General features: G+C 37.9%; 26 protein-coding genes. 7 read left to right on the forward strand and 19 right to left on the reverse strand.

The window, feature by feature from the left end; all coding sequences use genetic code 11:
- Positions 1–72 precede the first annotated feature (72 nt).
- On the forward strand, positions 73–1,155 hold the full coding sequence (locus LO754_RS21850) for a type III polyketide synthase (RefSeq protein ID WP_229387939.1): 1,083 nt from the start codon (positions 73–75) through the stop codon (positions 1,153–1,155).
- Position 1,156: 1 nt separating this feature from the next.
- Positions 1,157–1,699 carry an isoprenylcysteine carboxyl methyltransferase family protein gene (locus LO754_RS21855; protein ID WP_108030794.1) on the forward strand — a complete coding sequence of 181 codons (543 nt, stop codon included), beginning with the start codon at positions 1,157–1,159 and terminating at the stop codon, positions 1,697–1,699.
- A gap of 278 nt (positions 1,700–1,977) precedes the next feature.
- Here the strand turns inward: LO754_RS21855 and LO754_RS21860 are convergent, their stop codons facing one another.
- Positions 1,978–3,171: a GTP-binding protein gene (locus tag LO754_RS21860; RefSeq protein WP_024364607.1), complete on the reverse strand. Its 1,194-nt coding sequence runs from the start codon at positions 3,169–3,171 to the stop codon at positions 1,978–1,980.
- 174 nt (positions 3,172–3,345) lie between these two features.
- On the opposite strand from LO754_RS21860, the gene rpmG reads away from it, so the two are divergent.
- Entirely contained in the window at positions 3,346–3,495 is a 150-nt protein-coding gene (gene rpmG, locus LO754_RS21865; RefSeq protein ID WP_004231780.1) for a 50S ribosomal protein L33, read from the forward strand.
- A 253-nt stretch (positions 3,496–3,748) separates the two neighbouring features.
- Here rpmG and LO754_RS21870 read toward each other — a convergent pair whose 3' ends face one another.
- The 4 genes from LO754_RS21870 to LO754_RS21885 form a co-directional block, all read right to left on the reverse strand.
- Complete coding sequence (locus LO754_RS21870) at positions 3,749–4,516, reverse strand: V-type ATP synthase subunit I domain-containing protein (RefSeq protein ID WP_108030793.1); 768 nt, start codon at positions 4,514–4,516, stop codon at positions 3,749–3,751.
- Between the two features lie 14 nt (positions 4,517–4,530).
- A complete protein-coding gene (locus tag LO754_RS21875; RefSeq protein WP_231785248.1) occupies positions 4,531–4,833 on the reverse strand; it encodes a hypothetical protein in 303 nt (100 codons plus the stop codon).
- The gene (locus LO754_RS21880; protein WP_025220764.1) at positions 4,826–5,401 is read right to left on the reverse strand and encodes a hypothetical protein; all 576 of its coding nucleotides are present in this window, start codon (positions 5,399–5,401) and stop codon (positions 4,826–4,828) included. Before LO754_RS21880 ends, LO754_RS21875 begins: the two co-directional genes overlap by 8 nt.
- A gap of 92 nt (positions 5,402–5,493) precedes the next feature.
- Complete coding sequence (locus tag LO754_RS21885) at positions 5,494–6,132, reverse strand: BMQ_0737 family morphogenetic spore coat protein (RefSeq protein ID WP_024364611.1); 639 nt, start codon at positions 6,130–6,132, stop codon at positions 5,494–5,496.
- A 221-nt stretch (positions 6,133–6,353) separates the two neighbouring features.
- Here LO754_RS21885 and LO754_RS21890 point away from each other — a divergent pair, with 221 nt between their 5' ends.
- Positions 6,354–7,370 (forward strand): hypothetical protein, encoded by a 1,017-nt coding sequence (locus LO754_RS21890; protein ID WP_231785249.1) that lies wholly within the window; start codon positions 6,354–6,356, stop codon positions 7,368–7,370.
- A 306-nt stretch (positions 7,371–7,676) separates the two neighbouring features.
- Positions 7,677–8,306: an exosporium glycoprotein BclB-related protein gene (locus LO754_RS21895; protein WP_024364613.1), complete on the forward strand. Its 630-nt coding sequence runs from the start codon at positions 7,677–7,679 to the stop codon at positions 8,304–8,306.
- Positions 8,307–8,391: 85 nt separating this feature from the next.
- Here the strand turns inward: LO754_RS21895 and LO754_RS21900 are convergent, their stop codons facing one another.
- From LO754_RS21900 to LO754_RS21955, 12 genes are all read right to left on the reverse strand, one after another.
- Complete coding sequence (locus LO754_RS21900; protein WP_024364614.1) at positions 8,392–8,904, reverse strand: YfiT family bacillithiol transferase; 513 nt, start codon at positions 8,902–8,904, stop codon at positions 8,392–8,394.
- A 70-nt stretch (positions 8,905–8,974) separates the two neighbouring features.
- Positions 8,975–9,649 carry a hypothetical protein gene (locus tag LO754_RS21905; RefSeq protein ID WP_231785250.1) on the reverse strand — a complete coding sequence of 225 codons (675 nt, stop codon included), beginning with the start codon at positions 9,647–9,649 and terminating at the stop codon, positions 8,975–8,977.
- Between the two features lie 6 nt (positions 9,650–9,655).
- On the reverse strand, positions 9,656–10,123 hold the full coding sequence (locus LO754_RS21910) for a GNAT family N-acetyltransferase (protein WP_231785251.1): 468 nt from the start codon (positions 10,121–10,123) through the stop codon (positions 9,656–9,658).
- Between the two features lie 90 nt (positions 10,124–10,213).
- Positions 10,214–10,993, reverse strand: a complete 780-nt coding sequence (locus tag LO754_RS21915; RefSeq protein ID WP_231785252.1) for an alpha/beta hydrolase-fold protein — start codon at positions 10,991–10,993, stop codon at positions 10,214–10,216.
- Positions 10,990–11,772, reverse strand: coding sequence for an ABC transporter ATP-binding protein (locus LO754_RS21920; protein ID WP_029747439.1), 783 nt, complete (start codon positions 11,770–11,772; stop codon positions 10,990–10,992). The genes LO754_RS21915 and LO754_RS21920 overlap by 4 nt, the downstream gene beginning before the upstream one ends.
- Positions 11,773–11,802: 30 nt before the next feature.
- Positions 11,803–12,798: an iron ABC transporter permease gene (locus LO754_RS21925; protein ID WP_255702688.1), complete on the reverse strand. Its 996-nt coding sequence runs from the start codon at positions 12,796–12,798 to the stop codon at positions 11,803–11,805.
- Positions 12,799–12,826: 28 nt separating this feature from the next.
- A complete protein-coding gene (locus tag LO754_RS21930) occupies positions 12,827–13,834 on the reverse strand; it encodes a FecCD family ABC transporter permease (RefSeq protein ID WP_025220772.1) in 1,008 nt (335 codons plus the stop codon).
- Positions 13,835–13,925: 91 nt separating this feature from the next.
- A complete protein-coding gene (locus LO754_RS21935; protein WP_305068876.1) occupies positions 13,926–14,906 on the reverse strand; it encodes an ABC transporter substrate-binding protein in 981 nt (326 codons plus the stop codon).
- 306 nt (positions 14,907–15,212) lie between these two features.
- Positions 15,213–16,046, reverse strand: a complete 834-nt coding sequence (locus LO754_RS21940) for an AraC family transcriptional regulator (RefSeq protein ID WP_231785253.1) — start codon at positions 16,044–16,046, stop codon at positions 15,213–15,215.
- Positions 16,037–16,513, reverse strand: a complete 477-nt coding sequence (locus LO754_RS21945; RefSeq protein WP_231785254.1) for a DinB family protein — start codon at positions 16,511–16,513, stop codon at positions 16,037–16,039. Before LO754_RS21945 ends, LO754_RS21940 begins: the two co-directional genes overlap by 10 nt.
- A 20-nt stretch (positions 16,514–16,533) precedes the next feature.
- Positions 16,534–17,103: a nucleotidyltransferase family protein gene (locus LO754_RS21950; RefSeq protein ID WP_229387957.1), complete on the reverse strand. Its 570-nt coding sequence runs from the start codon at positions 17,101–17,103 to the stop codon at positions 16,534–16,536.
- Between the two features lie 43 nt (positions 17,104–17,146).
- Positions 17,147–17,965: an alpha/beta fold hydrolase gene (locus LO754_RS21955; protein WP_231785255.1), complete on the reverse strand. Its 819-nt coding sequence runs from the start codon at positions 17,963–17,965 to the stop codon at positions 17,147–17,149.
- A 93-nt stretch (positions 17,966–18,058) separates the two neighbouring features.
- Here LO754_RS21955 and LO754_RS21960 point away from each other — a divergent pair, with 93 nt between their 5' ends.
- Entirely contained in the window at positions 18,059–18,514 is a 456-nt protein-coding gene (locus LO754_RS21960) for a GNAT family N-acetyltransferase (protein ID WP_108030782.1), read from the forward strand.
- A 54-nt stretch (positions 18,515–18,568) separates the two neighbouring features.
- Here LO754_RS21960 and LO754_RS21965 read toward each other — a convergent pair whose 3' ends face one another.
- Positions 18,569–18,928 carry a YybH family protein gene (locus LO754_RS21965; RefSeq protein ID WP_038510005.1) on the reverse strand — a complete coding sequence of 120 codons (360 nt, stop codon included), beginning with the start codon at positions 18,926–18,928 and terminating at the stop codon, positions 18,569–18,571.
- Between the two features lie 575 nt (positions 18,929–19,503).
- On the opposite strand from LO754_RS21965, the gene LO754_RS21970 reads away from it, so the two are divergent.
- A complete protein-coding gene (locus LO754_RS21970) occupies positions 19,504–19,887 on the forward strand; it encodes a DUF805 domain-containing protein (protein WP_024360822.1) in 384 nt (127 codons plus the stop codon).
- Between the two features lie 186 nt (positions 19,888–20,073).
- On the opposite strand, the gene LO754_RS21975 is transcribed toward LO754_RS21970, so the two are convergent.
- Positions 20,074–21,033 (reverse strand): proline dehydrogenase family protein, encoded by a 960-nt coding sequence (locus LO754_RS21975; RefSeq protein ID WP_231785256.1) that lies wholly within the window; start codon positions 21,031–21,033, stop codon positions 20,074–20,076.
- Between the last annotated feature and the right edge of the window lie 50 nt (positions 21,034–21,083).

Genomic DNA, 21,083 nt, shown 5'->3' on the forward strand with positions numbered 1-21,083 from the left:
TATATGAAGCATGTATGCCCTTCCTATCTGCATATAATGTACAAGACCCCTATTTACGAAGGAGATGTTGAATTGTCAAAAATTATTTCGATAAGTACATATCAACCACCTTACACATTGCAGCAAGCGAATGCAGAGGCATTAACAAAAGAACTATTTTACGAAAAAATCCCCAAATTAGAGCGTTATTTAAAAGTATTCGATAATGGTGGCATTCAGACTCGCCATTTCTGTGTACCAGCCGAATGGCACCGCAATGAGCATACTTTCGAAGAGCGAAACAATCTGTATATAGCGTTAGCAACGCAATATAGCGTTGAGGTCATTCAAGCTTGTTTACAAAATGAATCATTTTTAGAAGCACCGATTTCTCCTAACGAAATAGATGCCATTATTTTCGTAAGTAGTACGGGCATCTCTACACCAAGCATCGATGCTAGAATTATGAATCAACTACCTTTTTCAGATCGATTAAAACGTATTCCTCTATGGGGGTTAGGTTGTGCAGGTGGTGCAGCTGGCATAAGTCGTGCCTATGATTATTGCAAAGCACATCCTCAAGCAAAGGTGCTTGTTGTATGTGTTGAACTTTGTAGCTTAACCTTTCAACAAAACGATTTTTCAAAAAGTAATTTAATCGGTGCATCCTTATTCGCAGATGGTGCAGCTTGCATACTTGTTTGCGGAGACGATGCAGCAATACAGACGAAGAAAGCAGTTCCTTCGATTGTTACAACTGGCTCGAAGTGGATGCCTGATTCAGAAAATGTGATGGGCTGGAATATAAAAAATAACGGGCTTCATGTCGTTTTCCAAAAAAGTATTCCAGCGATTATTACGAATTGGCTAGGTCCTTTCATTGAACAATTTTTAGTCGAACAACACCTTTTCAGCGAACAGCTCGATCATTTTATTGCACATCCTGGAGGGAAAAAGGTGTTAAAAGCCTATGAGGATGCGCTCTATCTTTCTCAACAAAAAACCGACATTTCTCGGGAAATATTACGCAATCACGGTAATATGTCCTCGCCTACCGTATTATATGTACTCGAACAATTTATGTTAAACGAAGGGCAGATAGATGATATTGGGTTGCTTGTCGCCCTCGGCCCTGGATTCTGTGCGGAAGCTGTATTACTTAAATGGAGGGAGTAGTATGCTATTTTACTTTATTTTAATTCTTGTAATTCTACAAAGATTAACAGAGGTTTTTATAGCCAAACGCCATGAAAAATGGATGCTTGCAAAAGGTGCCTATGAAGTAGGTGAATCACATTATTCCTATATGGTTGCCATGCATGTTAGTTTTTTTCTATTTTTGATTGTTGAAGTTGTTTCCAATAATTTTGGACCATCGCCCTTATTTCCGTTACTTTTCTTATTATTCCTCTTAGTGCAAGCTTTACGTATTTGGTGTATCCGGTCATTAGGACCTTTTTGGAATACGAAAATTTTAATTTTACCAGGTGCAGAAGTTGTCAGAAAGGGACCCTATACATTTATGCGTCACCCTAATTATGCCGTTGTTAGTTTAGAAATTCTGCTGTTGCCTATTATGTTTCAAGCTTATTTTACAGCATTTTGCTTTACACTCTTAAACATTACAATGCTATCAGTAAGAATCCCAATAGAAGAAAAGGCATTACGAGATGCGACTGACTATAATCATGTATTTAAAAAGGATCTACCACAAAAGTAATGTGGTAGATCCAGTTTCTCCTACAGTAATTCCATGCATTATTACTAAATCCAGCGAGCACGAACACTAAGCTTTTCATAGGCAAGCGCCGAGTCTCCTAGTTATTTTCTATGTGCAAGTTGATTGCCGTTACGGGTTGCTCGCTTTTTTGCGGGCGTGGCTTAAGTCTCTTGCTATTCCATAGGCGTCGAGCAACCCTTCACTTTGATTAAACCTTATAGCTCGTTAACTCCTATCATTAAAAGTAAGCTGAACAGGCAACCCACTATTTAGCCTCTTTAACTCCACTCCCAATTAAAAGGGTCCTCTAGCTGTTCCCAAGGCTCCGCAAACTCATTCGTTGTCAAAAGGCATGCATCAAGCTCTTTTGTAATTTCTTCTTGATCTAAGTCTATTCCTATAATGACTAACTGTGTCATACGGTCACCGAATTCTTCATCCCAATCGTCCAATACCTCTGGGCTTTGTAAAAAGACATCCTGTTGCTGTGCTGTAGGTAAAGCTGCTACCCAATAAGAAACAGGTTCAATTTTCGCAGACGAACCTGCTTGTGACAGTAATAATGCCACATCTTGATGCCTCGCACTCCAAATAATACCTTTGGCACGGACAATTGATTCTGGCATGTTATCACACCACTCTACAAAGCGCATTGGATGGAAAGGGATTTTACGCTTATAAGTGAATGAAGCAATACCGTACTCTTCTGTCTCCGGTGTATGATTTTCATGACCAAGTTCTAGCTCTTTTAACCAGCCTGCCGATTCTGATACTCTCTCAAAATCGAATCTTCCTGTATTTAAAATTTCGCTTGGCTCTATTACCCCATTAACGGTACGAATAAGCTTTGCCTCAGGTTGTAGTGCTCGCAAAATACGTTCTAGTCTTTCAAGCTCTTCTTCTGTTACGAGATCACACTTGTTCAGCACTAAAACATCACAAAATTCAATCTGGTCAATTAATAAATCTGCTACATCGCGTTCATCTAATTCACCAACTGCTTCCTTACGTTCCAATAGACTTTCACCTGACTGAAAATCATGCCAAAAACGATTAGCATCGACTACAGTTACCATTGTATCGAGTTTGCAGAACTTCGTTAAATCAATACCGAGCTCCTCGTCTAAATAACTAAAGGTTTGTGCAACTGGTATTGGTTCACTAATACCTGTCGACTCAATTAAAATATAATCAATATTCCCTAACTTTGCGAGACGCTCTACTTCTTGTAGTAAATCCTCACGTAGTGTGCAACAAATACAGCCATTGGAAAGCTCTACGAATTTTTCCTCTGTCCGAGAAATACCGCTACCATTTGCAATCAACTCTGCATCAATATTAATTTCACTCATATCATTGACAATAACAGCTACACGCATGTTTTTTTCATTTTGTAACACATGATTCATTATCGTCGTTTTACCCGAACCTAAATAACCACTTAATACAGTCACTGGAATTTTATTTGTCATTTTATAACCTCCATCATTCTAAATCGTAATGATTACTATTTATAGTTTGTAATTTAATCATAAAAAATATAAAAATGCAATGCATAACTTTTTGTAACGCAAAACATTGACATTAGTATGTAAACAATATATTATCTAAAGCGTAATAATTACGATTTAAAAGGAGTCGATAATATGCGTGTTCAAGTTACTTTAGCCTGCACTGAAACAGGCGATAAAAATTACATTACAACTAAAAACAAACGAAATAATCCTGAAAGACTGGAATTAAAGAAATATTCACCCCGTTTGAAGCGTGTTACATTACACCGAGAAACAAAATAATAACAGCGCTTAATTTTGCGTAACATTTATAGAAAAAATAGCTTCAGGCTGTGCCATGATGTTCGTACGCAGGCACACAATAAGCCGCAACTCGCTGATTCACGTTAGTTGCGGCTTCCATTTGAGTATTTTGAGTAGCACTTCTATGTCCTCCATAATCAACTACTAGTGAGCCCCTATATTTTTTGATTTTACATAAGAGGATACATCCATCCTGATTCCACATACCGCTTAAATGATGCCAGCACTTATTTTACATCGATTGATTGGCATTGATTTCTATAACGAGCTGGTTTAATTGTTGCTCTAAGTCATCCAGTATACGTACTTTCTTTTCTAGTTGCTCTTCAAAATCAATCGATTGAGCTATTATTTTTTCAATCTTAGCGTTTAACTCGGATAGGGTTTTTTCATTCGATACGGCTTCCGCACTTGTTTTTTTATTTTTTATTTCCATTAACTCTATGGACAATTTATGGATTTCATCGTTTCTCTCTGCTAGTTCTTTAACTAAATAATCATAGACATTAGTTGTGTCATCTTGCTGTAAAGTATCCATTATCGAATTCACTTTTGCATTGAGTTCTTTCGTAAATGTACTTAACTGTATTTCGAGATTCTCTATAGCACGCTTATCATCTACTGCTATATCCTGATGGGTCTGCTTCCTTGTATACTGTAACTGTTTATTTTCTGTACGTAAGCGCTCTATTTCTTTTAACAGTAGGTCTATCGAGGCAATATGTTTTTGTCGTTGACTCTCTCTTTTTTGTCTATCTTCTTCATAGGTCTTTGACTCCCTTTCAAACGTTCTCTTTAACTTCATACGATCCATTGAAAGTTCTTTATTTTGTCTTGTTAGTCGGACATTTTCTCGCTCTAGTCTTAGTACGAGTGAATAATAATCGCTATCTCTAAGTCGATTTATTTCATTTTTATATTTCGCAAGCTCTGCTCTTAAAAAAATAATCATTTGCTGTAGCTGTATAGGATCGTTATTTTTAACGCTTTGATTATCCACGTTAGTACCTCCTATCACGATAGCTTTTTCAAAAGATCCATTACTTCCTCAAACTGCACTTTCGTTTCCTCAATCATTTCATCTAGCTGCTTTACAATACTCAATTCAAATTGCCCATTGCCATTCTCTACTAGTACTCTCTTGTCCCCGGATAGCAAGGAGGCAAGCAATAGTTGCAACGTGTTTTTTTCTAGAAAAGCAAAACTATTATCTTCCTCCTGTATAAAGTCTGAGACATTTATCAGCCGATCCTTCATATATTGACGTACGATTTGCTCAAGCCCTACCTCTAATTTTTGTTCCTCTAATTCACTCATCTTGCCCCTCCTTTACACTGCTCATTCCATTAAGATTAATAGGATTTATTACTAAGACACCGTCTTGTAGCTCATCACAATATGTAAATCCCGTTATTGTACCTGCATAAGATAAATGATGGGACCATTTAATTTGGAAATTAGTAAATGAAATCGTCTCATTTGGCTCAATTGTTGGTTTCCCTATTGGTTTAAGCCAAAATTCTGTTTTGTTAGAAGTATCATGTATTCGTTCCCAGCTACCGGAAACTTTTAAATTTTGATTAAAATGCTCATAAACATACCTTCCTGAAAATGAAAAAGGAGAATCATCAGGCAGCTTTATACAAATATACGGATTTGTTAGTGGTTGATTACCGATATTGCGAATATGATAAGAGCCAAGACATAGGCTTTCTTGATCAGCATCATATGAAATATTAAGTGACGTTGTGAAATAACTAACGCTACTTACTTCCTTTTTCTGGTCGAGCTCTTTCACCAGTCTTTTCATTTCATCGACATATAATGTTGTTTGTTCTTTCAGCTTCCTTATTTTTTCTTGCACAGACTCATGATGAATACTCATAATTAGACTTGCCTATATAATAAGTAACCAAAATAAAAAAGAGAGGATAATCCTCTCTTTATGTTATGACAACTTCTTATGTGTTAGCACCATTACCCCATTGTTGGGAAAATAACGGAACATTGTTTTGGACGAACCGCAGTTGGGCATGAGAATGGTAAATCTGCTCTTGGTTCGCAGTAGTTTGCTAAGAACTCTACAGTAACTGGGAACGTAGATTGAATACTTTGACATACTGCTACTGTAATTGTTAACGCAGAAAATGTAATTGTTCCAGTACCAGCAGTAAGCGTACCTGTTGTGCACACGAAGCAATCTAAATCTGTATAAAGAATTTCAACATCTGTTCCTTTAGGTGCACATAATGTAACTTGTTCACAACGTGATACCGGAATCTCACTGCTTGTAAACACAGTACCATTTGGTAAAGTAACTACAATTGTAAGAATGAAGTTCTTTTGAATATTCAAGTGTTGCAGACAAACTGTTGATCCATCAATAGAGAATTGGCGATTCTCACGATTAAGAATCACGATTGGGTTTGTCGCAGCCGGAATTACTCTACACGTAACAGTTGCACCTGTTAAAACTGTCGTTGGTGTTATACCAGGGAAAGTAATGGCACCTGTTGGCGAAATATCAAATGACATTTCCTTTACAATCCAGTCATATACCTTATCGACATTTATACAAATTAGTTCGCGCGCCTGGGATGGCATATTATCTTGCATCCTTTTGACACCTCCATAAGTTTTTTATCTTTCGTTTGTAGCATATGTTTTTTAGCGTTAAGTGCATGGGCTAACAAATAATTTACAGGATATTTATTCAAGAGAGGTGTTGTCGTGTAGTGAATAGAACCATTGCTTTCTTCTTGGCTGTTTACATGGTTTTGTAACAGAAAGTAGAGTTTTTTAATAAAATACTAATGGACTGAAAGGGGTGAAATGCAATGGAAGATTCGAAGTTGTACTCCACTCAAGACATTGAAAAATTGAAAGAAAAAATTGATTCCTATAGAGAGACGTTAACTACTTTAAAAGCGGGTACATCAATTGAAGATTATCTATTTGTGAAGAATGAGTTTGAGGAGCTGAAAACGCAAATCGCTCATATAGAGGGCTTAACTGAAACAATTGATGATAAGCAAAGCTTACAAATTAAAGAATACGAGGAACAAGTAAAGCAGCTTTCGATTCAGATACAATCCCTTAATCAAACAATAGAAGAAATGAATCAGGAAATTTTAGCCGTATTAAATAAAATAATAACGGTTGATAACAATGGAGCATCACCGCCAATAGATACTCATTTTACGAATATTGATGAAAACTCGTTAAAAAATATTGCCAACCCTACAAAAAAGCTTTTAGAAGAAATAGCTCAAACAGCTGTACAACCATCATTAACTACGACCGAACCAACTTATCAATTTCTTCAAAGTTTGGCTGGCAAAGCAACAAATATAAACACCGGCATGCATCTTCCACCTAATCCTAATTCCGATAAAAAACATGAAGAACGTCATTTTAACCAACATTATTTTCAATCAATTAATACCCATCCAAGTCATATTTACAACGGTTTATATCGAAACACTACAGCAGAATCGACTTTTCACTTTAAAAATGCAGCAGATACACAGGGAGTCCCTGTAAGCATCTTGGAAACAAATAGTTTAACAGCGCCCATAGCTAATGACTTGGTGCTAACAGAATCTTCGTCATTAGTTCAGGCAACGGTAGATACTCCAACTATGCCTCCTGCTACGGAAGCTGAAACATTCGACAACCATGATTTAGTTATAGAAGAACATACGCCGCTTATAGCAAAGAATGAAGAAGCTAGCAACCAACTAGAAATTGTTGAAAAGGTAATGGTAGAAGAAGCAATAGAAGAAGTAATAGAAGTAGACCAGAAAAAAGAAAAAAATTCTTTATTTTTCAATCTATTTCGTAGACGTAATTAGTTTGAACGCCTCGGAGGAAAAACCATTCAATACCATGAAAATAGCCATTACAATTCCTATATGAAACGGTCCAATAAGTATTCACAATACCTATTGGACTTTTTCATGTCCACATTCCCCTCATTTACATTGATGGTTGCGTATTTTTAGCTGTGACATTTATCAAATAGACGATAGACTATCATGTTACGTCCTAAAACCTTTCTTTAGTTTTTAATGAAGATAAAAATAGCTTTATGTATGTAGTTAATAGCCCTTTTACTCTATTCCTCTATGAATAGAATAATGAAGAAAGGAGGTGTAAATATGTTCTTAAATGATCCTATGTCTAATAGCGGATGTGGTTGCTCATCTAGAGGTATGGAATGTCATGCATTAGGTCCATTTTTAGCGGTTGATGCTGCATGTATCACACCATCACAACCAGCTACAGGCGGTTCCATTATTCCATTCTCTTCTGGGGTTACACCTGTTGTGTTAACTTCTTTAGTTACTGGGCTAATCGCTACACCATCCCTTATCGGATTCGGTACTGCAGTTCCTGGTGTAACGCTTGTAGGTAACACGCTTGACTTATCAGGCGTTGTAACAGAAGCATTTACAGTACCACGTGCTGGTAGTATTACAGGTTTATCTGCATCATTCTCTGCTACAGTTGCCATTGCTCTAGTGGGCTCTACTACAGTTACTGCGACAATCTATCGTGCACCTGCTGGAAGTACGACTTATACTGCTACAGATGCTACAGTTAACTTAGCTCCAGCATTTACAGGAGCAATAGCATTAGGTGCTACAGCGTTTGGTTCAGGCAGTTTTGCACCGGTAGCAGTTTCTGCTGGTGACAAACTAATAATGGTGTACTCAATCACTACAACTGGTGTAGCTGTTGCACAAGTATTAACTGGTACTGCAAGTGCAGGTATAACAATTGTATAATTTGATACATGTTTAGTAGCATGCATTAACAAAAAAATTAAGAGGCGACTTTCTCTCAAACGTGAGAAAAAGTCGCCTATTTTATCTATTTTGCAAGAGCATTGTGTATATGCGCAAGATGATGCTTTCCATGCCATGCATACAGAGCGAGTGCTTTTTCAAGCGTCATGACCCCGTTGTCTGGATGGTGAAATGCACTTTGTAATTGCTCATCGGTTAAACTTGTCAGCAAATAGACCCAACGTTCGTGTAAACTTTCTAGCAACTTGTAGGAAGTCGCAACTGGCATATCTGAATCAGGGAGCATTGCCCAATGTTCTTCGTTATAGGGCTTAATTGTCGGTGTATCTTCAGTTAAAGCTAACTTAAAGCGAATAAAACTATTCATATGACTATCCGCTAGATGATGGACTAATTGCGTGACTGTCCAACCGTTCTCTCGATAGGATTTTGCTAATGATTGTTCACTTGCTCCACTTAATGCTTCCGCTAATTGCCTCGGCAATAGACGGACATCATCAATCCATTTCTGTACATGCTGTGCGGTCACTACTTCTGGAAATCGAAATTGTCCAATTGGATAGCGTAAATCGTTCATTTAGCTCGCCCCCGTTTCTATTTCTAAATTCATTATACTACCAATTTAAAAGTTTCATTTCATTTTCATTTTATTTTTTATCGGGATTTGCACATTTTGTATCAACGAGTCTCCAAAATTCCACTAACGATAGCAATGGGTGTGTAATGGCTACACCGAACTCCTCTTCAAATTGTTGTGCAGCCTCAACCATCGAAAGCTGTGCAACAGCAATCCGCAGCCCATCATTCATTATTTCCCGGAAATATTGGATAATTGCATTGTTATACGCTGCCTTATTCCCTTGCATAATGAGGTCAAATGTATTGTCTAGTACCTTCACCTGCACATTGATGGCCTTCTTATGGCGCTTCGCATATTGGTAAAGTCTCTCCATCGTTCCATCTACCGTTGCAGGGTTTGTAAAAAGAATAAATTGGGGCTGTGTCTCTTCACATATCATTTGAAAAAAAGGTTCATCCATTTTTATAATCGGTATAGATAATAACAGTTGCTCTTCTTTTAACAATGCAATGTAATTTGTACATGTAATCAAAATGACATCGATATTACAGCTTGCTATCCACTCCAATTGCTCTTTTACCTTTAAGGACAAATGATCAGCACCCTTTGTCACATGCTGAATGAGTCCCGGGTCAACAAAGTGCACTAGCTCTATCTCTTGAAAACCATTAAATGCTTGCTCTATGTAGTCTATATTTGAATGATGTGCATGCAAACAGCCTATTCTTTTTTTCAAATACATGCCCCCCTACAGTGTCTTCTCCATTGTTACAACAGGAAGAGAAATACCGTTAAGATTTTCTGCCATCGTTTCTTTCGTAATAACATATCCCAATGCACGATACAACGCAATATTCCGTGGTACACTCATACGGACTTTACATTCGCTTACACTTTTGCCTTGAGCACGCGCATAATTTTCAACTTCAGCTATTAACATCTTGGCCAAACCTTGACCTTGCTTTTCCGGAACTACAGATAATCGGAAGAAATATATCCCCTCATCATTCAATGTAAATCGAACCATCCCGACAGGTTCATTTTCCATATAACTAATAAAAGCTTGCTCGCCATTTTGTAGTGCCAGTTCAATTGAGCTAACTGTTTCGCTTAATGCGCTAGACGGCGGTGTTGCATGTTCATATTCTTTAAAAGCTTGCATCATGACTTTATGCACTATGTGTGCATGTTGACTATCTGCTAAAATAACGCCCACTTATATCACACCTTTTTTGATTTTAAATACATATTATTGTATTTTTATCCAAAAGTAAACCGCATTACCTAAGATAATGCGGCTGTAAATTTAATTTTTATGCACAAAACGTATGGCTCTACTCATAACAGTAGGGACTACAGATGCATGGTTTTCGCTTAATGCCTCATAAAAGACTATGTCCATTACTTTCTCTAACTGATCCGCTATTTGTCGCGCATCTTCTACCATAAACGTTTCCAATTCTCCTACGCCAATAAATATGGTTTCCTTCACATGTTGATGCACTTCCATAAAAGCCTTTACTCTAGCAAACAACTCATGTTCATTCCACCAGATTGAGGGGCTAATAGCGATATAATGTTGGTAACTACCTCTATTATTTAATAATTGCCATAGTGCGAAATAACCTGCTAACGAATGACCAAATAATGTTTGTTGCTGTTCATTTACATGAAATTGTGCAGAAAGTCGCGGCTTTAATTCCTCCTGTAAAAAGCGACTAAAGTTTTCTGCCCCTCCATGCTGATGATAACCTTTGCCTTTAAATCTGGCAGGATAACTATACGTTTTTGCAGGTGCTGTAAAGTCGTAGAAACGGCGTTCATGCATATCAGCTAGATGACCGATACCGACAACAATGGCAGGTAATACTCCCGTTTTAGGTGCGTTACGACTTTGTAGACGGATGGCTTCCTTCACGTACTGGAAATAGGACGAACCATCTAATACATAGATTATAGGAAAGCCTTCTTTAGGTGCTTGCCCTTGAGGGACATAAACATTTATCGAATACGTATAATCTGTAAACATCGACGTCATTTCATAGCAAAAAAAATCAGATACACTGTCTACTTGTCCAACAATCATTTGTCTCCCTCCTTTAACACATCATAGCCATAACATACAGGGGTGTTTGTTGCTGGATCTTCCATAATTCTCGCAGAAATATTAAACACCTTGCGCATCACATCCGCGCATAAAATTTCCTGCGGAGTACCTGTTTCCACTACAACACCTTGACGCATAGCGATTAAATGGTCTGAATAGCGCGCTGCATGGTTAATATCATGTAAAACCATCACAATCGTACAGCCATGTTGTTCATTTAAATTTTTTACGATATCAAGCACTTCTAGCTGATGTGCCATATCCAAATAAGTCGTGGGCTCGTCTAGCAACAAAATACTCGTTTCTTGCGCCAATGCCATTGCTAACCAGACACGCTGTCTTTGTCCTCCTGAAAGTTGTGCGAGCTCACGACTGCGATACTCCAATGTATTTGTAACTGTTAAGGCCCACTCAATCATTTTTTCATCCTTCTTCGTTAAACGATTGACATTATGACGATGTGGATAACGACCGTATGCAATTAGCTCCTCTACCTTTAACTGTCCTGGAGCAATTGGTGTTTGGGATAAGATCGCTAACTTTTTTGCAATTTCTTTGGTCGATAAATTTTGCATATTTTGTTCCTGCAAATAAACGATTCCCTGTTGCTTCTTTAAAATGCGCCCAATTGTTTTCAATAATGTTGATTTGCCACAACCATTTGGTCCTATTATCGTTGTCACTTTGCCCTCTTCTATCGTTAAATTCAACCCTTCAAATACACGGACATGCTCATAACCTGAAGATAAATTTTCCATTCTAAATGCAGTTTGCACACGATTTCCCCCCTAAGCTTTTGACTTTACTAACAAATACAAAAAGTAAGGTATACCAATAATGGACACAACAATGCCTACAGCCAACTCCGAAGGTGCAAACACCGTCTTACCAATAAAGTCTGCTAGCACTAGTAAACAAGCCCCTATAAGCGCACTTACCGGCATAACATAACGATGTTGAATACCGACAAGCTGTTTTGCAATATGTGGCGCCATTAACCCTATAAAGCCTATACTCCCCGAAACGGATACACAGGCACTCACTAAGCCGACACTCGCCAATAATAACTTCATTTTTTCCTTTTCCAGCGCTATGCCTAAGCTCGTAATACTGTCTTCTTCCAATTGAAAATAATCGAGTAAATACGATTTTCGATAAACATAAAAACCTAACAATAGGAGCCATGGCAACATCGACACGACAAAAATCCAATTGGCATTGTAGATAGAACCAGCCATCCAAACGGCAGCAGACTCATAATCTTGTGCATTCATTTTTAATGATAGAAACAGCGATAACGCGCCAAAACCACTATTAATAGCAATCCCTGTTAAAATCAAACGTTGCATATCTAAATGACCATTTTTCATCGCAAAGGAGAAAATTAAAGCCGCGTCCATCGTACCACCAACAAAACCAAAAATCGGCATCATTAAAATGGATAACCAGCTACTGATATCCGCTGTGACCACACGTAACTGAAAGAAAAACATAAAAATAACAACTGCTGCACCCGCGCCAGCATTAATGCCTAAAATTCCAGGGTCTGCTAAGCCATTGCGTGTAATACCCTGTAACACGACTCCCGCCATTCCTAGCCCTACCCCAACAAGTGCCGCGATGACTATTCGTGGGAGACGAAATTCAAAAATAACAAGATCAAATTTCGGGTTGGGTTCAATTCGCAAGAGTGTTTTTAGTACATCCATTACGGACATATCAAAAACACCATTTGTCAAATGGAGATAGCTTGTCCCTAAAATTAATAAAAGAAGTATAGTGATGACCGTAATGACTACACGGGAAGCTCTACTATGCACGCTTTTCACCTCCGTGCTTACGAACTAAATATAAGAAGAATGGAACACCGACCAGTGCAGTTAATACACCAATGGGCGTTTCGAATGGATAATTAACGAAACGACTGAGCACATCGCAAAGGGCTAAGAAGAATGCACCTATTAGTGCTGCACATGGGATAATAAAACGGTAATCCACGCCAACAAGAAAACGTGTAATGTGTGGAATAACAAGCCCAACAAAAGCAATTTTTCCTACAAGTGCAACTGCAGTTCCTGTTAAACATACGACGGCGAGCATACTAACCATTTTTACTGCTTTTGTTTTTTGTCCGAGACCTATAGCAATATCATCACCTAATGCGGTGATTGTAATAGCCCTTGCCGAAAATAACGCCAGCATTAGACCAATTAAGCCAAAAGGAATGGATAGTAAGAGCATACTATTGTCGACCATATGTACCTTTGTGTTATACCAAGCGCTAACCGTTTGTGATACTTGGAAATACATTGCAATCGCTGTCGCTATACTACTTAAAAATGTCCCTATAACCGTCCCTATAATGGCTAATCGAACTGGCGATAGCCCATCTCGAATAAGGGAACCGAAGCCGAAAACAATGCCAGCACCTAATGCTGAGCCGAGCATCGATAGCAATATCATTTGATAGTTTGGGAGTCCAGGAAAGAATACAATGGCTAATGTAATAACAAAGGCTGAACCATCGTTAACGCCCATTAAGGATGGCGATGCTAAATAGTTTCGAGTAATACCTTGCATAACTGCACCCGCTACTGCTAAAAACGCACCTACTAGCAATACGGCGCACATTCTAGGCATACGGCTAGTCCTTATAATTTGGTGGTCAATATTTGCAGGATCAAATACTGTTATGGCTTGCCACACTGTTAAGGCACTAATATCCTTTGTCCCGTACATAATAGACATTAAAGCCACAATCGCAATGAGGAAAGGTGAAGCTACCAATATAGAAAATGATACTATGTTTGTTTTTTTCAACTGCGACACCTTTTTCTATTTATTCGTTATCTTATGAAAAGGCTGGTAATAGCCCGGTGATTCCACCAATTCTACTACCAGCCTATTTCATCTATTTAAGTAATTTCTCCGTTGCAACATCTAGGAATTTCACTTTAGACCAAGCAGTACCACCTTGAGCTAGAGGCTCAATGGCATTAACAAAAATTTGTTCATTTTTAGTTGCCTTTAGGCTTGCAAAGATTGGTTTTTTTTGCAGATCTTCTAATGCTTTCGGAGCATCTGTATTTTCAGATTCCTCAAATTGCAGGAAAATTGCATCCGGGTTGATATCCGCTAACGTTTCAAGTGAAAGTTCCGCTTGTGCCTTCGTCGTTGTTACGATTTCAGGAACTGGTGCCCCTAAGTCTTCATAAAGCACAGGATTTAAGTAAACACCCGCAGGATAGATATACATAACGCCACCACGCAAACGAACAATTAACACCTGTTTGTCTGCTAGTTGCTCTTTTGATTTCATTTGAGCATCGGCAACCTTCGTTTCATAGTCTGCAATGATTTTTTTAGCATCCTCTTCTTTCCCAGTAAGCTGTGCGAGCAATGTTAAGTTTTCCTTCCAATTTGTTGAAATATGCGAGTAAGGAATCATTGTTTGAATTTTATTGAGCTTTTCCGCCGTTTCTTCTGGGAACTTGGATGTCCCAATAATAACGTCAGGATCCAGTGCTAAAATGTCCTCTGCATTTGGCTCCATTTTATTGCCTACAAGTTGGGCTCCTGCTAATTCCTTTGTAAGATAGGATGGAATTTTGCCACCAATATCGAGTACACCCACTGGTTTAATACCCAGCATTGCAGCATCTTCCATAGACTCTAAACTTGCCGCTACAATATTTTCTACCTTTGCTGGTAGTTCATACGTTTCGCCTAAATATGTAATGTTCTGTGTTGTTGCTTGTTCTGTTTGTGTTTCTGTAGAACTTGTAACCGCTTCATTTTTTACTGCTGTAGACTCTGCCGCTTTATCGGTATTACAAGCAGCAAGGGATAGTGCTAAAAGTGCAGGCGCACACATTTTGATATATTTATTCACATTAAATCTCTCCTCATCATGGTCATCTATCAACGATAATGATAATCATTTTCATTAATAAGTCAATAGCAATCCACTAATTAATTGATAGTCATTATCATTTACGTGTTCTATCCTACCAAAGAGAAAAATAGTTGTGAATGGACAATTTCGTTTTCTATATGGACTTTTGCCGAAAATAATTATCAAAAAGCCTGCACTAAAAAAGAAAAAGTGTTAGATTGACTGCAATCAATCTAACACTTTTGTTGCGCGCAGGTGTACTGGCGATTCATGTGCTTTTATTGGCGGTTTCCCTCGTCTGCTTTATACATATTTGGCTTCTTCCATCATTAATTTTCGAAATGCTGTTGGAGACATGCCTGTGTTTTTTTTAAATACCCGACTAAAATAAAAGCTATCAACATAGCCTACACATTCAGCAATTTCTGCCACCGTAAAATTGCAATATCTTAGCAAGTCTTTTGCCCGCCGTATGCGATATTCTGTTAAATAGCTACTTGGATTCATGCCCGTATGTTGTTCAAAAAGATAAGCTAATCTTCGACGCTCGACACCGAATGCTTGCGCAATATTGGATACCGATAGTGGTCTCGCATAGTACTCGTGTATGTATTGAACGACTTGTTCCATCATTTCATTTGCCGAGTCAAGAATCTTCATCTTTGCTGAAATTAAGATAGCTTCCACTAAATTCATAAATATTGCCTTAGATTTCAAAATCGCCATACTCCCTGGCATGGCATAGCTTTCTTTTAACTGTTGTACAAGATTAATAATATTTGAATAATCTCCAGTATGAATGGCAAAATGCTGATTGGCTAATGCGAAAGGCACCATGTCTTTTGATGGTATATAATGAACCACTGCGTACTCCCATATCTTATCGCCAGTCGCTTGAATTTCAATTGGCATTTGTGGTCCTGCATGGACAACCATTCCAGGCACCATCGCATAAGGTGTCCCATTAAAACTAAAAGACGCACTTCCAGCTAATGGGAAAACTAAACCACATTTCCCAGGCGCAGTAGTACGTCCTGTATCCTTTCGTCCTGGTTTCATTGTATTTGTGAAAATATCAACAAAATTGACAGTTGCTTGTGCATAATAATCAATGATTTGATTTATATTTATATCCATTGCTTTTCACCTAGCACACTTTGTACTTGTAAAAAATGATGCTGATCATGTTCTACCAATCCAGCAAAATAGCTGTAAAGTGTAAGTTCAGAGCAACCAATCTTAAAACTTTGTTGCCACTGTTGATCCGGTAAATCGTGAAGCGCTTGTAACAGTAAACGCCGACACTTCAACAATGTCTGCACTATTTGCGCTTTGCTTTGTAAGCGGCTACTACTTGCAGCTTGAGCATTCATCTGTTCTACATTTGTCCCCTTTGGTAGCTGATTTCTTGAAAATAAAAAGGGCAAACGTTCGTTTAATACAAATTGATCCCAAGGAATTAGATGTCCAATAACCTCTGCTACTGTCCACTTCCCTTGCTGGATTGGCATGCGCCACTGTTGCTCCGTAACATCTAACAGGTGCTCTAACCACAATATAGATTTTTCATAATGCATAAGTATTTGCTTTTTTTCTTGTTGCAATCTCTTTTCGCCCCTTTAGCCTATCGTGTCGTTATAAATAGTTTTGGCCAGTTAGATTGCCACTGTTTATTATAAATTCTCTTTTGATAAATCTCATGTAAATGTGTATGTTTATAAAAAAAAGGGGTCGGTGCCACAATACCCGACAGTAAATGCTGTATGCCATAAGGTGCAGCCAATTCCAGTACACCTTTTGTAAGCCTTACACCAATCGCTGTTGGGATTTCTGGAAAATGTGCCATGCCATCAACGGAAGATTGATAAGGTTCACTAGCGTTTACGATATGCATTCTCGCCTGATTTTTCACAGACCACGGTTCTTTTGGTAAAAGTTCCAATAAACGCTGTTCATATTGCTTCTCTTGTTCTTCTGAAATTAGCTGCTTATCAAAATAAATAACATCAATATCCGCTAAGGGCGTTCTGTCTTGATAGTCATGTAAATAATCCCACACCTTGGAACGAATAAAGCCAGCACAAACCCAACTGTCGGGTAACTGTTGTTGTTCCACACAGCGCAAAATTTCCATCATCCACGTATCAGATTCAATCAACGTTATTAAATCTCTTTCTGTTCGTAACCTTTTCATGTAATTTAAACCCCTATTTTAAATGTACAGCTTCGATTATTCTTTAGCCATTATTATTAGCAAGCCATGCAGTTATTTTTTCTGCTACCTTCTCAGGTGCATCGCGGAAAATATCATGCCCTGCATTCGGGACAGGCTCTACCTGAACATTGCTTACTTTTGCTTGGAAATCCGCTATACTTTTATTTCTTACTTGTTCCAGTTCAATAGGTTTTGTAGCACTTACCAATAAAGTTGGACACTTCACATGCTGAAGTTTGTGACGAATGGGTTCAGCATCAAGCCCTTTAATTAGCGATTGTGCTGTAAACGTGGAAAGAGCTAATCTAATTTCGCCATCCAATGCTTTTACTTGTGCACGCGGAGCAGCTTCCAGTTCAGCAGACCAGCGCGAAAGCTCCTCTTTTTCCGATTGAAAAAATTCATCCCAAGAGGAGAATCTAACATCGTTACAGAAACTTTCAATGTTCTGCAACTCCATTTCTACTGTCATCCCCATATCTTGTGAACTTAAATAGCCACCATCTAATAAAATAAGACCAGCTATTTGCTTTGGAAAAGTAGCTGCGTAATGTAAAGCCAAATCTGCACCTAAAGAATGTCCGATAAGATAAAATTTTTTATTACCTAACTTTTGTGTTAGCATCTTTTCGATTAATGCTATTACATTTGATGGGAGATAAGCCGCTTCTTCTGTCAAGGCTGATGCATACCCATGTCCAGGTAAATCAAATGATACGATATGATGTGCTGGTAAATAATTTGCTAGTTCGCCAAATGCTAGACCTGTACTACCAAGACCGTGAAAAAAAACTAAAGTGGGATGTTGGGCGTGTCCCCATTGATAGATTTCTTGCTGCAAGTTTATAGCCTCCCCAAGTTATTATTGCTTATTGATGTTTCCATTAATTACAATAATAACCGTATCTATTAACTTTTCAAAGGGGTGGCGAAAATGAAGATTATTTCCATACGCAAGGAGCCAAGCTATGCTGAAATGGCGACCCGTTATATTCAGAGCAAATGGGCAAGTGAGGAAAATATGATGCTCTATGAGGATTGTATTGCCCATTGCATCGATGCACAGGTACCGCTCCCACAGTGGTATGTATTAATGAATAATGATGAAATCATCGGCTGTGCTGGTTTAATTACCAATGACTTTATAAGTCGGATGGATTTATATCCTTGGGTCTGTGCGGTGTATATTGAGGAAAGCCATCGTGGTCATGCCTATGGTGCATTGCTATTAGAGCAAGCTAAAAAGGATGCAAAGCAACATGGTTTTCCACAGCTCTATCTTTGTACAGATCATATCGGTCTATATGAGCGCTATGGCTTTTCCTATATCGGTACTGGCTATCACCCTTGGGGAGAAAGCTCTCGCATTTATGCGGCAAAGCTAGATTAAAAAGGGTGCTAGGCAATTGTCATTGCTACTAATTCAAGTGGTTTTAAGGTCACCTTAGCTACTTAAATGTTCGTGAATAAGTTTCCACTCATTATTCATAACAGTAAAAACATTCGTTGCTCTCCCGCTACCTGATACAAATGTGCCGTTGTGATAGCCTTCATAATGGTATGTATAGATACATGTAGCGGCATTTTCATCAGCAGTAAGCCATTGTACATTGGTTGCACGATAAACCTCATCTTGAATAACATGCCATGCATGCTTGAAATAAGCTTCTATTTCTTCTAGCGACGTGCATGTTCGATCCGTAAACCAATAAACCGCCTGTGGATGTAATAATGCTTTGACGTTGTTAAAATCATGTGTATTTGTTGCGTCAATATAACGTGATAAAGCTTGTTGATAGCCCATTTTTATACCTCCTTCTGCGAAGTTGTGTAGGGTATAACTGAGTTGTGTTCTGACAAAGTAGTTACTTGTTCAAGAATTATTCATTCAACAATTTTTTACTGTTGATACTAAAACTCACTTTTATTCTTCGTTCTCTGTTTTCATGTACATCTTCGCCTTAAACTAGTTTAAGCTCAATTTTACTATCACCATCTACTTCTAAATAACCATTTTACTATATAGCAAAGAAAAACATGAGCACTAGAAACGGTTTTCTAACCATGTATCTACTGTAATAGATACATGGTATTCTAGTAGTTCTTCAACATTATTCTAATTGACTTATATTGTATTTAGTATAACATATAATACATATTAAGGAAAAAATGCAACCTATTTCATAACAAGCATTATTAAGATTAAGAAAGAAGTTGATTTATTGAATTTCAACCATTAAAAATAATGATTAACAACCTTTGGGAACAACACCCCTTTCTTAAGTGAAAAGTCTATGTTAGATGAATCAATTAAATTTTCTATACATCCTTCTCTCTTAAATATAAACTATTTTAGATTTCTAGTAAGGAGACATTTTGATGAAGTGGTTTGTACATGCCTTGAAGAACACATTCAATTTTAGTGGTCGCGCTCGACGACAAGAATATTGGATGTACTACCTTTTCGGAATTATTATTTCATTTGTAATAGTAATGATTGAAGAGATGCTAAATCTCAAATTTTCACCAGAGGTGGGAATACTCAGCACGTTGTTTGGAATAATCTTTATGATTCCTAGTTTGTCTGTGACGGTCCGCCGTCTTCATGATATAGGGCGCAGTGGAGCATGGATTTTAATCATTTTCATCCCCTTTGGAGCAATCGTACTATTTGTATTTACAGTGCTTGATAGTCAGCCACAGACAAATCGTTGGGGTCCAAGCCAAAAACCTTTACAGTCGGATTCTTCATATAGTGTGTGAGTATCTACATAGTCTAAACATACTTGCAAAACATAATATTCTATGAACATATGAGCGTCCTTGCGGTTGCACGGGCGTTTAACGATACATATTATTCTATAACGTCATTGTAAAATTCCATCCATTCAATGCACTTTTCTCCTATGTTTCAACTTTCAAAACACCCTCTGGAATAATTTTCTTTCATCAATAGCCTTCATTGCTATCTAGTAATGATGTACTTAACATATCTGTTACTGCTAAATATAAGTTTTCTGGGTTTTCAGCAAGACGATGACACAAGTATAAATACCACTCTTGCCCATATGGCAGATATACCTTACAGTTATATCCCTTTCGCTGTAAACTTCGAATTAAATCTGGACGAATGCCATAAAGCATCTCGATTTCTACATTTGATTGTTGAAAATAGTGACGTTGTTCCATCTCTTGTATAAGGGCTTCATCATGGGTTGCTATTGAAAAAGGATGATTCCACTTAATTAACTGATCTATAAATTGTAGATAGCGACGATTCAATGCTTCTGACCTCTCCATCGCAATAGTACTTGGCTCTTGAAATGCCCCTTTGACTATTCGTATCTTTCCAGGATATTGAACAAGCTCTTGTAAATCCATTTCAGTGCGGTATAAATGAGCTTGTACGGTTATTCCGATATTGTCGTATTGCGCCGCTATCTTTTTATAAATGTCGAGAATAGCATCTGTCTTTGAAGATTCCTCCATACTAACCATTAAAATAATGCCATGCGTATTAGCATGCTGAACAAGTTGAAGCAAGTGTTTATAAGCAATTTCCTTGTCTATAGACAGCCCTATATGCGACAAATCAAACGATACGGTTTGCTTCAAAGACAGCGTACCCATTTCATCAATTAGCGTCATAAATTCCTTCACAGCCTTTTGACATTCCTCAAGATGCACAGTATTTTCGCCTATAAACTCCAGTGAAACTTGATAATCTTTCGCTAATAAATTTTCTGCTACAGCAATGGCGTCTGCTCTAACTTCCCCTGCCACATATCTTTTTGCGGCTTTCAACAATAATGGATACAGCTCTTTCGATTGTTGAAATGCATCTTTCATTTGATTATTTCTTGCAGCCGACTTCAATGCTTCCATAACTAACTCTTGTGGTTTTTTCATCTATTCATCTCCTGTGTATTATTTAAAATTACTCTATCATGGTAATATTG

The organism is Lysinibacillus sp. GJ-1 (assembly GCF_021166035.1).
GTDB lineage: Bacteria > Bacillota > Bacilli > Bacillales_A > Planococcaceae > Lysinibacillus > Lysinibacillus sphaericus.